At 74.0% G+C, this 12,461-nt stretch carries 10 protein-coding genes and 1 pseudogene; 3 read left to right on the forward strand and 8 right to left on the reverse strand.

The window, feature by feature from the left end; all coding sequences use genetic code 11:
* Window positions 1–305: 305 nt before the first annotated feature.
* The 5 genes from ACZ5TL_RS24305 to ACZ5TL_RS24325 are packed head-to-tail and all read right to left on the reverse strand — an operon-like array spanning window position 306 to window position 5,730.
* On the reverse strand, window positions 306–1,103 hold the full coding sequence (locus ACZ5TL_RS24305) for a type III pantothenate kinase (protein ID WP_468592311.1): 798 nt from the start codon (window positions 1,101–1,103) through the stop codon (window positions 306–308).
* Between the two features lie 16 nt (window positions 1,104–1,119).
* Window positions 1,120–2,094: a carboxylating nicotinate-nucleotide diphosphorylase gene (gene nadC / locus ACZ5TL_RS24310; RefSeq protein ID WP_468592312.1), complete on the reverse strand. Its 975-nt coding sequence runs from the start codon at window positions 2,092–2,094 to the stop codon at window positions 1,120–1,122.
* Between the two features lie 5 nt (window positions 2,095–2,099).
* Window positions 2,100–3,806, reverse strand: coding sequence for an L-aspartate oxidase (locus ACZ5TL_RS24315; protein WP_468592313.1), 1,707 nt, complete (start codon window positions 3,804–3,806; stop codon window positions 2,100–2,102).
* Window positions 3,803–4,804 carry a pantoate--beta-alanine ligase gene (gene panC / locus ACZ5TL_RS24320; RefSeq protein WP_468592314.1) on the reverse strand — a complete coding sequence of 334 codons (1,002 nt, stop codon included), beginning with the start codon at window positions 4,802–4,804 and terminating at the stop codon, window positions 3,803–3,805. The genes ACZ5TL_RS24315 and panC overlap by 4 nt, the downstream gene beginning before the upstream one ends.
* Complete coding sequence (locus ACZ5TL_RS24325; protein WP_468592316.1) at window positions 4,801–5,730, reverse strand: Rossmann-like and DUF2520 domain-containing protein; 930 nt, start codon at window positions 5,728–5,730, stop codon at window positions 4,801–4,803. Before ACZ5TL_RS24325 ends, panC begins: the two co-directional genes overlap by 4 nt.
* A 208-nt stretch (window positions 5,731–5,938) precedes the next feature.
* Here ACZ5TL_RS24325 and ACZ5TL_RS24330 point away from each other — a divergent pair, with 208 nt between their 5' ends.
* Both ACZ5TL_RS24330 and ACZ5TL_RS24335 read left to right on the forward strand, forming a co-directional pair.
* Window positions 5,939–7,120 carry a threonine aldolase family protein gene (locus ACZ5TL_RS24330; protein WP_468592317.1) on the forward strand — a complete coding sequence of 394 codons (1,182 nt, stop codon included), beginning with the start codon at window positions 5,939–5,941 and terminating at the stop codon, window positions 7,118–7,120.
* A gap of 150 nt (window positions 7,121–7,270) precedes the next feature.
* Window positions 7,271–7,560 (forward strand): annotated as a pseudogene (locus tag ACZ5TL_RS24335) (ArsR/SmtB family transcription factor); the annotation flags it as partial.
* On the opposite strand, the gene ACZ5TL_RS24340 reads toward ACZ5TL_RS24335, so the two are convergent.
* Complete coding sequence (locus tag ACZ5TL_RS24340) at window positions 7,521–8,189, reverse strand: response regulator (RefSeq protein WP_468592318.1); 669 nt, start codon at window positions 8,187–8,189, stop codon at window positions 7,521–7,523. The pseudogene ACZ5TL_RS24335 and the gene ACZ5TL_RS24340 overlap by 40 nt on opposite strands.
* Before the next feature lie 113 nt (window positions 8,190–8,302).
* Window positions 8,303–9,493: a sensor histidine kinase gene (locus ACZ5TL_RS24345; protein WP_468592319.1), complete on the reverse strand. Its 1,191-nt coding sequence runs from the start codon at window positions 9,491–9,493 to the stop codon at window positions 8,303–8,305.
* Between the two features lie 118 nt (window positions 9,494–9,611).
* On the opposite strand from ACZ5TL_RS24345, the gene ACZ5TL_RS24350 reads away from it, so the two are divergent.
* The gene (locus ACZ5TL_RS24350) at window positions 9,612–10,607 is read left to right on the forward strand and encodes an SAM-dependent methyltransferase (protein ID WP_468592321.1); all 996 of its coding nucleotides are present in this window, start codon (window positions 9,612–9,614) and stop codon (window positions 10,605–10,607) included.
* 132 nt (window positions 10,608–10,739) lie between these two features.
* Here the strand turns inward: ACZ5TL_RS24350 and ACZ5TL_RS24355 are convergent, their stop codons facing one another.
* The gene (locus ACZ5TL_RS24355; protein WP_468592323.1) at window positions 10,740–11,891 is read right to left on the reverse strand and encodes an NADH-quinone oxidoreductase subunit D; all 1,152 of its coding nucleotides are present in this window, start codon (window positions 11,889–11,891) and stop codon (window positions 10,740–10,742) included.
* Window positions 11,892–12,461: the final 570 nt, after the last annotated feature.

Below are 12,461 nucleotides of genomic sequence, written 5' to 3' on the forward strand. Positions count from 1 at the left end.
CCATGCCGACCTGCAGCGCCGCCTCGATGTGCCCTGCGCCCCCCCCCCCCCCCCACCCGCCCACCCCCCCCCCCCCCCCCCCCCCCCCTCCCCTCCCCCCCCCCCCCTCCCCCCCCCCCCCCCCCCCCCCCCCCCCCCCCGCCCCCCGTCGTCGTCCGGCGGCTGCGGGCACCTCGTGGTCCTGCTCGGCTGTGGGCCGCCGTGGCCGTCCCGGCTGCGGGCAGTCGTGCCGCCGATGCGGCACCGGTGGGCGCGGCGCCGGGTTGGGCGGCGGCCCTGTCACGCGACGGCTCCGAGCGCTCGGCTCACATACGCGACACGTTCCGCTCGTACACCAGCCGCAGCCCGATCAGCGTCAGCCACGGCTCGTGTTCGTCGATGACCGACGACTCGCCCAGGACCATCGGTGCGAGACCGCCCGTCGCGATGACCGTGACCTCGTCCGGGTCCTCGGACAGCTCGCGGGCCACCCGGTTGACGACCCCGTCGACCTGGCCGGCGAAGCCGTAGATGATGCCCGACTGCATCGCCTCCACGGTGTTCTTGCCGATGACGCTGCGGGGCCGGGCCACCTCGATCTTGCGGAGCTGGGCGCCGCGGACGCCGAGGGCCTCGACGGAGATCTCGATGCCGGGGGCGATGACGCCGCCGACGTACTCGCCGCGCGCGCTGACCGCGTCGAACGTCGTCGCCGTGCCGAAGTCGACGACGATCGCGGGGCCGCCGTAGAGCTCGACGGCCGCGACCGCGTTGATGATGCGGTCCGCGCCGACCTCCTTGGGGTTGTCCATGAGGATCGGGACGCCCGTCTTGACGCCCGGTTCGACGAGGACCGCGGGGACGTCGCCGTAGTAGCGGCGCGTCACCTCGCGGAGTTCGTGCAGGACCGAGGGGACGGTGGCGCAGATGGCGATGCCGTCGATGCCGTCGCCCAGTTCGTCGCCGAGGAGCGGGTGCATGCCCATCAGGCCCTGGAGGAGGACCGCCAGTTCGTCGGCGGTGCGGCGGGCGTCCGTGGAGATGCGCCAGTGTTCGACGATCTCGTCGCCGTCGAACAGGCCGAGGACGGTGTGGGTGTTTCCTACGTCGATCGTCAGCAGCATGGCCCGTACCCGCTCCCTACTCCGCCGGCCGCAGGTCGAGGCCGATGTCCAGGATCGGCGAGGAGTGGGTGAGGGCCCCGACGGCCAGGTAGTCGACGCCGGTGTCCGCGTACGCCTTGGCGTTGTCGAGGGTGAGGCGGCCCGAGGCCTCCAGGGCGGCGCGGCCCTGGACGACGGCGACGGCCTCCGCGCACTCGCCCGGCGCGAAGTTGTCCAGCAGGATCAGGTCCGCGCCGGCGTCCATGACCTCACGGAGCTGGTGCAGGGTGTCGACCTCGACCTCGATGGGGACGTCGGGGAAGCGTTCGCGGACCGCCTGGAAGGCCTGGGCGACACCGCCCGCGGCGACCACGTGGTTGTCCTTGACCAGGGCCGCGTCGGAGAGGGACATGCGGTGGTTGACGCCGCCGCCGCAGCGGACCGCGTACTTCTCGAGGGAGCGCAGGCCGGGTGTCGTCTTGCGGGTGTCGCGGACCTTGGCCTTCGTACCGTCCAGGACGTCCGCCCACGCGCGCGTGGCCGTCGCGATGCCGGACAGGCGGCACAGGATGTTCAGCGCGCTGCGTTCGGCCGTGAGCAGGTCGCGGGTGCGGGTGGTGACCGAGAGGAGCTTCTGGCCCGCCTCGACGCGGTCGCCGTCCTCCGCATGGCGCTCGATCTGCAGTTCCTCCGCGCAGACGACCGAGATGACGGCTTCGGCGACGCGGAGGCCGGCCACGACGCCCGCCTCGCGTGCGGTGAAGTCGGCGGTGGCGACCGCCTCCTCGGGGATGGTCGCGACCGTGGTCACGTCCACGCCGTGCGCCAGGTCCTCCTGGAGGGCCACGTTGGCGATGTCCTCGACCTCGACGGGGTCGAGGCCTGCGTCGACCAGGAGCTGGGCGAGTGCGGGGTCCAGGCCGCACTCCAGGTATGCCTCGTCGTCCGCGCCACAGGCGCAGCCGTCGCCGCAGCCTCCGGACGGGGCGAGGGGAAGGTCGGGGGTGCTCACGTCGGTCACTGCTCCTGGGCCTTGGGCGGGAAAGTCGTAGGGAAGTGTGTGCTGTCCGTGGTGTGCACGGCCAGCGTGCGGTCGGGGTTCAGGGTCACGACGATGTGGCGGCGCCAGCTCGTGTCGTCGCGCTCGGGGCGGTCCTCGCGCCAGTGGCAGCCCCGGGTCTCCTCGCGCAGCAGGGCGGCGGCGACCAGGACGCGGGCCACGCACAGGAGGTTGGTGGCCTCCCAGCTGTCGACTCCGGGCTCGGCCGTCTTGCCGTTCTCGGCGAGGGCCTCGCGGGCGTCGGTGTGCAGCTGCTGGAGCCGGTCGGCGGCCTCCGAGAGGGACTCCGACGAGCGCAGGACGCCTGCCCCGTTCGTCATGATCCGCTGGATCGTGAAGCGGGCCTCGGGGGTCTGGAGGGGGTGCTCGGGGGTCTCCGGGTGCGGGAGCGGCTGCGGCACGCGCGCGTGGAGGCCGGTCGCAGCGATGTCGGCCGCGATGCGCTCGGCGTAGACGAGGCCTTCGAGGAGGGAGTTGGAGGCCAGACGGTTGGCGCCGTGCACGCCGGTGCAGGCGACCTCGCCGCACGCGTACAGGCCCGGCACGGTCGTACGGCCGTGGGAGTCGGTGCGGACGCCGCCGGAGGCGTAGTGGGCGGCCGGGGCGACCGGGATGGGCCGGGTGACCGGGTCGATGCCGTGGGCGCGGCAGGCGGCGAGGATCGTCGGGAAGCGGTGCCCCCACATGTGGGCGCCGAAGTGCCGGGCGTCGAGGTACATGTGCTCGGCGCCCTGCTCCCGCATGCGGCGCATGATGCCCTTGGCGACGATGTCCCGGGGGGCGAGTTCGGCGAGTTCGTGCTGTCCGGCCATGAAGCGCACGCCGTCGGCGTCGACCAGGTGGGCGCCCTCGCCGCGCACGGCCTCGGAGACCAGGGGCTGCTGCCCCTCCGCTTCCGGGCCCAGGAAGAGGACGGTCGGGTGGAACTGGACGAACTCCAGGTCGCTCACCTCGGCGCCCGCGCGCAGTGCCAGTGCCACGCCGTCGCCCGTCGAGACCGACGGGTTGGTGGTGGCGGAGAAGACCTGGCCCATGCCGCCGGTCGCGAGGACCACCGCGGGGGCGTGGACGGCCCCCACGCCGTCGTGCTGTCCCTCCCCCATGACGTGCAGGGTCACGCCCGCCGTGCGGCCCTCGGCGTCCGTGAGGAGGTCCAGGACGAGCGCGTTCTCGATGGTGCGCATGGCCCGCGCGCGGACCGCCTCGACCAGGGCGCGGGAGATCTCGGCGCCGGTGGCGTCGCCGCCGGCGTGGGCGATGCGGCGGCGGTGGTGGCCGCCCTCGCGGGTGAGTTCCAGTCCGCCCTCGGAGGTCTCGTCGAAATGGGCGCCGGTCTCGATGAGGCGGCGTACGGCGTCGGGGCCCTCGGTGACGAGGATGCGGACCGCTTCCTCGTCGCACAGGCCCGCGCCCGCGACCAGGGTGTCGTCGAGGTGCTGCTCGGGGGTGTCGCCCTCGCCGAGGGCCGCGGCGATGCCGCCCTGGGCCCACCGGGTGGAGCCGTCGTCGAGCCGGGCCTTGGTGACGACCACGGTGCTCAGGCCCGCGGCCTCGCAGCGCAGGGCGGCGGTCAGGCCGGCGACGCCGGAGCCGACCACGATCACGTCCGCGTCGATGGACCACCCGGGCGCGGGCGCGTGCAGTCGTATGCCTGTGGTGGTCACGAGGCGGCTCCGAAGGTTCCGAAGGTGAGCGGGACGTTGTCGATCAGCCGGGTCGTTCCGACCCGGGCGGCGACGGCGAGGACCGCCTCTCCGGTGAAGTCGTCCGCGATCTCCGTGAAATCGGACGGGTCGACCAGGGCTAGGTAGTCCAGCGCGAGCGGCGGATCGAGGCGGGCGGCCTCGTCGAGGACCTGGCGGGCGGCCGCGCGTACGGCGGCCGGGCCGCCCGGGACGGCTGTCGCGACGGCGTGCGCGTCGGCCGCCGCGCGGGACTCCCCGATGGCGCTGAGCGCCTCGGCACGCGCGCGGGTGGCGGGCACTTCGCGGGCCCGGGCGCGCAGCGCCTCCTGCGCGGCGTGCCGGTCCTGGCCCGCGAACAGGGCCCTGGACAGCGCCAGGGCCGTGCGTCGCTCGCGGTCCGAGAGGTAGCGGTTGCGGCTGGACAGGGCCAGGCCGTCCTCCTCGCGGACGGTGGGGACGCCGACGATCTCCACGCCGAAGTTCAGGTCCCGCGCCATGCGGCGGATCAGGGCGAGCTGCTGGGCGTCCTTCTGGCCGTACAGGGCGACGTCGGGGCGGGTGAGGTGCAGCAGCTTGGCGACGACCGTGAGCATGCCGTCGAAGTGGCCGGGGCGGGAGGAGCCCTCCAGGCGCTCGCCCATGGGGCCCGCGGTGATGCGGACCTGGGGCTCGCCGCCCGGGTAGACCTCGTCGACGGCGGGGGCGAACACGGCGTCCGCGCCCGACTGTTCGGCGAGCTTGAGGTCGGCGTCCAGGGTGCGCGGGTAGCGGTCGAGATCCTCGCCCTCGCCGAACTGCAGCGGGTTGACGAAGACGGTGACGACGACCTCCCCGTCGGGGCCGGCGATGCCGCGCGCGGTGCGGATGAGCGTGGCGTGGCCCTCGTGCAGGGCGCCCATGGTCATCACCACGGCGCGGCGGCCCGTACGCGCGCGTACGTGCAGTTCACCGGCGGTGCGCAGCAGGGTGGTGGTCATCGGGCGTCCCCTTCGGTGCCGTCGGTCCCGTGGGCGAGTACCCCGAGGAGGTCCTCGGCGAGCTCCGGCTTCAGCAGGCCGTGGGCCAGGGCCCGGTCGGCGGTCGCGCGGGCCATCGCCAGGTAGCCGGCGACGGTCTGCGGGGCGTGCCGGCGCAGCTCCGTGACGTGCGCGGCGACCGTGCCCGCGTCCCCGCGCGCGACGGGGCCGGTGAGGGCCGCGTCACCGGAGCGCAGGGCGTTGTCCAGGGCCGCGCCGAGCAGCGGGCCGAGCATCCGGTCGGGGGCGGCGACGCCGGCCGCGCCGAGCAGCTCCATGGACTGGGCGACCAGGGTGACCAGGTGGTTGGCGCCCAGGGCGAGAGCCGCGTGGTAGAGCGGGCGGTTCTCCTCGGCGATCCACTCCGGCTCGCCGCCCATCTCGATGACCAGGGCCTCGGCGGCCAGCCGCAGTTCCTCGGGCGCGGTGACGCCGAAGGAGCAGCCGGCCAGGCGCTGGACGTCCACGGGGGTGCCGGTGAAGGTCATCGCGGGGTGCAGCGCGAGGGGCAGGGCGCCCGCGCGCAGGGCGGCGTCGAGGACGCGGGCGCCGTAGCGCCCGGAGGTGTGGACGAGGAGCTGCCCGGGTCGAACGGACCCGGTGTCGGCGAGGCCGGTGACCAGGTCGGGCAGGGCGTCGTCCGGAACCGTCAGCAGCACGAGGTCGGATCGCTCCAGGACCTCGGCGGGTGCCATCACCGGCACGTCGGGCAGCAGTTGGGCGGCGCGGCGCCGGGAGGCGTCGGAGACCGCGGAGACGGCGACCGGGCGGTGCCCGGCGAGCTGGAGTGACGCCGCCAGTGCGGGTCCCACCCGGCCGGCGCCGACGACGCCGACGGTGAGCCGCGCGGGGCGGTCCTTGGGGTCTGGCTGTGGGGTTGTGTTCACTCGACGGCGGCCTTCCCGTTCCAGTCCGCTCCGGGTACCGGACGATTTCTCGTCATGTTAACGCGATCGGTTCGAGGGGCGTTCGGTCGTCCACAGGGTGTGCATGCCCGTGCGGCGGTCCCGACAACGGCCGTGCGTGCGGAGCACGCGGATGCGCGTGCGGAAATGCGGATGCCCGGCCGCACGCGCGCGGGGGAGGATCCGGGGCATGACTGACACGGCGGAACGCAACGACCGGACGGCGGACGAGGACCGGGGTGCGGGGCTGCGGGAGCGGCGGCTGGCCGCCCATCGCGGCGCACGGCGGGTGTTCGCGCGCTTCGGCTTCCACCGGACGCTCCGGGAACGCCTTGCGGTCCTGGACGAGGCGGAGGCCTGCTACGACCTGGACGAGCTGTCCGACGTGTACGGCGACGGCGTCGTCGAGGCGCTGGAGACGAAGGTCGCGGGGCTGCTCGGCACCGAGGCCGCCGTGTTCTTCCCGACGGGCACGATGGCCCAGCAGGTGGCCCTGCGCTGCTGGGCGGGCCGCAGCGGCGACCCGACCGTCGCCCTGCACGCGCTCAGCCATCCCGAGGTGCACGAGCGGAAGGCGTTCAGCGAGGTCGGCGGGCTGCGCCCGGTGCACGTCACGAGCGAGCCGCGCCCGGTGACGGCCGCCGAGGTGCGCGACTTCGAGGAGCCCTTCGGGGCGCTGATGCTGGAACTGCCCCTCAGGGACGCCGGTTTCGTGCTGCCCTCCTGGGAGGAGCTCACCGAGGTCGTCGAGGCCGCCCGGGAGCGGGACGCGGTGGTGCACTTCGACGGGGCCCGGCTGTGGGAGTCCACGGTCCACTTCGGCAGGCCCCTGGAGGAGATCGCGGGCCTGGCCGACAGCGTCTACGTGTCGTTCTACAAGACTCTGGAGGCGTTCGGCGGCGCGGCCCTCGCCGGCCCGGGGGAGCTGGTGGAGGAGGCGAAGGCCTGGCGGCACCGGTACGGGGGCCTGGTCTTCCAGCAGTTCCCGACGGCCCTGTCGGCGCTGGCCGGACTGGAGCGGGAGCTGCCCCGGCTGCCGGAGTACGTCGCCCACGCGCGCGTGGTGGCCGCCGCCCTGCGCGAGGGGTTCGCCGCGGCCGGGGTGCCGTGGGCGCGCGTGCACCCGGAGGTGCCGCACACCCACGACTTCCAGGTCTGGCTGCCGTACACGGCGGACGTCCTGGCCGAGGCGGCGGTGCGCACGGCCGAGGAGACGGGCGTCATGCTGTTCGGCGCCGCCTGGGACCGGGGCGGCCCGGGCCTGGCGCTCACGGAGGTGCATGTGCGGGCCGCCGCGCTGGAGTGGACCGCCGAGGACGTGAAGACGGCCGTGGCCGAGTTCGTGGCCCGGCTGCCGGAGCAGGTCGGATAGGGCGGGACGTGAAGACGCCGCCAGGACCGAGCGGCCCGGTGCCGGAGCAGGCCGGATAGGGCGAGACGTGAAGACGGCCGTGGCCGAGCGGCCCGGCTGCCGGAGCAGCCGGAACACGGCGGGTAGGGCGCCCCGCCACCGGCCCGAGGCGCGCTGTCCCACCCCGTAACGGACGCGGATCTGCCGCAATCTGGCCCGCGGCGCGTACACCCCGGGCGAGCCGGCGCAGGCGCACGGCTGACGGTCCCGGAGATGTCCCGGCACCTGGCCGTGCTGAAGGAGGCGGGCCTGATCACCACCCGCCGCCGCGCACGCTACGTCCTGCACCAGCTGGACTTGACGGTGGTGGCCCGGCTCGGCAGCGATTCCTGGAGGGCGCCCTCCGGTGGCCGTACGCCGGTCAGCCGTGTCCGCCGGCCCGCACCAGACCCGTCTCGTAGGCCAGCACGACCACCTGCACCCGGTCCCTGAGCCCCAGCTTGGTCAGGATGCGGCCGACGTGGGTCTTCACGGTCGCCTCCGACAGCACAAGCCGGGCCGCGATCTCGCCGTTGGACAGGCCCTGCGCGACCAGCACCATGACCTCGCGCTCACGGCCGGTGAGCCGCTCCAGCTCGGTGTGCTGGGGCTGCTTGGCGCCCGGCAGCATCGGGGCGAAGCGGTCCAGGAGCCGCCGGGTCGTGGAGGGCGCGACGACCGCGTCACCGCTGTGCACGGCTCGGATCGCGGCGAGCAGCTCACCGGGCGGCACGTCCTTGAGCATGAAGCCGGAGGCACCGGCCTTCAGCCCGGAGAAGGCGTACTCGTCGAGGTCGAAGGTGGTCAGGATGAGGACCTTCGGCGGGTCGGTGTCCGCGCAGATCCGCCGGGTCGTCTCCACACCGTCGAGCTTCGGCATGCGGACGTCCATCAGCACCACGTCGGCCTCGGTGGCGCGCAGCTGCTGGAGCGCCTCGACCCCGTCGCCCGCCTCCGCCACGACCTCCATGTCCGGCTGGGCGGCGAGCACCATCCGGAACCCGGTGCGCAGCAGCACCTGGTCGTCGACGAGCATCACGCGGATCGTCATCGGGGCCTCTTCCGTGTCTCTGGATTCTGAAAGGCGGGTTCTGCGGAAACCGGGGGAAAGGGTCGGGCGTCAGCCCGGGCGTTACAGGTGTCAGCGAGAGGCGTGGGCCGGCGTCAGTGCGCGGGTTTGAGCGGCAGCAGGGCGCTGATGCGGAATCCGCCGCCCGGGCGCGGGCCCGCGTCCAGGGTGCCGCCGACCATACCGACCCGCTCGCGCATGCCGATCAGGCCGTGGCCCCGGCCGTCGAGCCCGCCCTCCTCGTACAGCTCGTGCGGGGCGCCCTTGCCGTCGTCCTCGACGAGCAGGCCCAGGCCGTCGTCGAAGTACACGAGGCGCACGCTGGCGCCCACGTTGGGCCCGCCGTGCTTGCGGGTGTTCGTGAGCGCCTCCTGCACGATGCGGTAGGCGGTGAGTTCGACGCCGCTGGGCAGCGGGCGGGAGGTGCCCTCGACCTTGAAGTCGACGGGCAGTCCGGACCCGCGGCACTGCTCGACGAGGTCCTCGATCTGCCGCACGTCGGGCTGCGGCACGTACTCGCCGCCCTCCTGGTGCTCGCCGGTGCGCAGCACGCCGAGCAGCCGGCGCATCTCGGCGAGGGCCTGGCGGCCGGTGGAGGAGATGGTCTCCAGGGCCGTCTTCGCCTGGTCGGGCGCGGCGTCGAGGACGTAGGCGGCGCCGTCGGCCTGGACCACCATCACGGAGACGTTGTGCGCGACGACGTCGTGCAGTTCGCGGGCGATGCGGGCGCGTTCGGCGGCGACGGCGACCTTTGACTGTGCCTCGCGCTCCTTCTCCAGGCGGGCGGCCCGCTCCTCCAGCTGCGCGAAGTAGGCGCGACGAGTGCGGATGGAGTCGCCGAGCACCCAGGCGAGGGCGAAGGGCACGGCCATGAAGACCGTCAGGACGATGTTGCCGAAGACGGACGTCTGGTCGCTCGGCCAGCGCATCTGGGCCACGGGAGCCGCGCACAGGCCGGCGCCCAGTGCGAAACGGGAGGCCCAGCGCGCGCCCTCCGCCGCGACCGTGTAGACGATCACCAGCATGGCGAAGTCGGCGGGACCGATCCCGACGTCGGTGATCACCTGTGCCAGACCGGCCACGGTGGCGAGCAGCAGCATCTTCTCCGGCATCCGGCGTCGCAGCGCGACCACCAGGCAGAGCAGCAGCGTGATCGGGACGGCGGCGGCCGGGGAGCCGTAGCCGCCCGCCACTCCGCCCACCAGCGAAAACCCGAGGAGGACGACGGCCCAGGAGCCGTCGACCCACATCGGGTGCCTGCGGAGGAAGTCATAGAGGCGCTGCACGTGACCCAGCGTAGGGAAGCGGGATAGGTGCAGGGGTCAACCGGAGGGCCGATCCGCACCGGGCGCGCGTCCTCCGCAAGGTGGAGTTGCGTTCGTTGTGTGCACTTAGCCTGGGCCGGTGGCAGCAGGGACGAGGAACCAGTGGCGCGGGTGGCGCTCGGCGGCGCACGAGGCGCTGTACGCGCCGGGGGGCTTCTACCGGCGGGCGGGGGGCGAGGGCCCGGGCGGGCACTTCCGTACGTCCGTGCACGCCTCGCCGCTCTTCGCCGCTGCGGTGGCGCGGCTGCTGTGCCGGGTCGACGAGGCGCTGGGACGGCCCGCGGCCCTGGACTTCGTCGACATGGCGGCCGGGCGGGGCGAGCTGGCCCACGGGGTGCTCGCCGCACTTCCCCCCGAGGTGGCCGCCCGCACGCGCGTGTACGCCGTCGAAGTCGCCGATCGGCCCGCGGGGCTCGATCACCGGATCGAGTGGCGGGCCGCGCCCCCGGAGGGGACGACCGGGCTGCTGTTCGCCAACGAGTGGCTGGACAACGTGCCCGTGGAGGTCGCGGAGGTGGACGCGGCGGGCGTGGCACGGCTGGTGCTGGTCCGGGAGGACGGGAGCGAGCGGCTCGGGGAGCCGGTCGGCGGGGCGCAGGCGCGCTGGCTGGAGCGATGGTGGCCGCTGAGCGGCGAGGAGGGACTGCGGGCCGAGATCGGCCTGCCCAGGGACGAGGCCTGGGCCGCGGCGGTCGCGGCCCTCGACCGGGGGCTCGCCGTCGCCGTGGACTACGCGCACACGAAGGCCACGCGGCCGCCCTTCGGGACGCTCACCGGCTTCCGGGAGGGCCGCGAGACCACGCCCGTACCGGACGGCTCCTGCGACATCACGGCCCATGTCGCCCTGGACGCGTGCACGCTGCCCGGCGGGCGCGTACTCCCGCAGCGCGAGGCCCTGCACGCCCTGGGCGTGACCGGCGCACGCCCCCCGCTCGCGCTCGCGTCCACCGACCCGGCCGCGTACGTACGCGCCCTCGCGGGCGCCGGGGAGGCCGCCGAGCTCACTGCGGCGGGCGGGCTGGGCGACTTCGGATGGCTGGTGCAGCCGGCCGGGATCGGGGACCCGCTTCCCTAGGGGTGCGGTACCACGTGGGCCTCAGGTGCCCCCACGTCGCAGGTGCCAGTGGGCCTCGTATGCCCCACGGCTCAGGCAGCCCGGTCTCCGAGATGCCCGCATGGCTCAGGCGGCCCGGCGTCTCGGATGCCCCTACTTGTCGACGTCGCCCACGACGAAGAACATCGACCCCAGGATCGCCACCATGTCCGCGACCAGCGTCCCCGGCAGCAGTTCCGTCAGCACCTGGATGTTGTTGTACGACGCCGAGCGCAGCTTCAGCCGGTACGGGGTCTTCTCGCCCCTGCTGACCAGGTAATAGCCGTTGATGCCGAGCGGGTTCTCGGTCCAGGCGTACGTATGGCCCTCGGGTGCCTTCAGGACCTTCGGGAGCCGCTGGTTGACCGGACCGGGCGGCAGCTCGGCGAGGCGGTCGAGGCAGGCGTCGGCCAGGTCGAGCGCGTTACGGGTCTGCTCCAGGAGGCACTCGAAACGGGCGAGGCAGTCGCCCTCCTGCCGGGTCACCACCTTCAGGACGTCGCCCAGTTCGCCGTAGGCGAGGTACGGCTCGTCCCGGCGCAGGTCGAAGTCGACGCCCGAGGCGCGGCCGACCGGCCCGCTGACGCCGTACGCGTGCACGGCCTCCGGGCTGAGGACACCGACGTTCCTCGTGCGGCCGCGGAAGATCTCGTTGCCGAGCACCAGGTCGTCGAAGCGGTCCATACGGGAGCGCACGTCGGCGACGGCGGTACGCGCGCGTGCGGTCCAGCCGGCCGGCAGGTCCTCCTTGAGACCGCCCACACGGTTGAACATGTAGTGCATCCGCCCGCCGGAGACCTCCTCCATGACGTGCTGGAGCTCCTCGCGCTCCCGGAAGGCGTAGAAGATCGGGGTGATCCCGCCGAGCTCCAGCGGGTACGAGCCGAGGAACATCAGGTGGTTGAGCACCCGGTTCAGCTCCGCGAGCAGCGTGCGCAGCCACACCGCCCGCTCGGGGACCTCCATGCCGAGCATCCGCTCCACGGCGAGGACCACGCCCAGCTCGTTGGAGAACGCCGACAGCCAGTCGTGGCGGTTGGCGAGCATGATGATCTGGCGGTAGTCGCGCGCCTCGAACAGTTTCTCCGCGCCGCGGTGCATGTAGCCGATCACCGGCTCCGCGTGCGTGATCCGCTCGCCGTCCAGCACGAGCCTCAGCCGCAGCACGCCGTGCGTGGACGGGTGCTGCGGCCCGATGTTGAGCACCATGTCGGTGCTCTCCGCGGCGCCGCCGATTCCGACCATGGTCTCCGTCGTAGGAGTCATGGACACAGTCTCTCCTACGTACGCTGGCCTCATGGAGACGGGGAGCCCGCACGAAGCGGGGGCGACGGGGACCGGGAGCGCAGCCGGGCCGGCGGCATCCGAGGGGACATCGGAGCCGACGAGGGCTGACGACACGGCCGGACCGGCCAGGACTGACGGCACCGCCGGACGGGCCGCCGGACCGGCCAGGACCGACGGCACCGCCGGACGGGCCGCCGGACCGGCCAGGACCGAAGGCACCGCCGGACGGGCCGGGGCCGACGACACGGCCGGACCGGCGGACTCCGAGGGGGCGCCGGGGCCGGCCGGGGCCGAGAATTCGTCCGGACCGGTGGAACCCGGTGACGCACCCGCCCCCGCAGAGCCGGAACGCCCGAAGCCCCCCGCGCCGCAGAAGGCGGCCGAGGAGCCCCAGACCCAGGCCGAACACCCGCCGGCCAAGGCTGAAGCCCCAGCCGACCCCACGGCCCCCGAAGACACACCCGCCCCCACAGAGCCGGAGCACCCGGCACCCCCCGCCCCGAAGACGGCGGCCGAGGAGCCCCAGACTCAGGCCGGACAGCCCCAGAC

It is taken from the genome of Streptomyces sp. NPDC033136, assembly GCF_055578235.1.

Bases quoted from the DNA above. Each gene is read 5' to 3' on its own strand.
- panC (WP_468592314.1), bottom strand. From the start codon at position 4,804: ATGACCACCACCCTGCTGCGCACCGCCGGTGAACTGCACGTACGCGCG.
- ACZ5TL_RS24330 (WP_468592317.1), top strand. From the start codon at position 5,939: ATGACTGACACGGCGGAACGCAACGACCGGACGGCGGACGAGGACCGG.
- ACZ5TL_RS24305 (WP_468592311.1), bottom strand. From the start codon at position 1,103: ATGCTGCTGACGATCGACGTAGGAAACACCCACACCGTCCTCGGCCTG.
- ACZ5TL_RS24355 (WP_468592323.1), bottom strand. From the start codon at position 11,891: ATGACTCCTACGACGGAGACCATGGTCGGAATCGGCGGCGCCGCGGAG.
- ACZ5TL_RS24340 (WP_468592318.1), bottom strand. From the start codon at position 8,189: ATGACGATCCGCGTGATGCTCGTCGACGACCAGGTGCTGCTGCGCACC.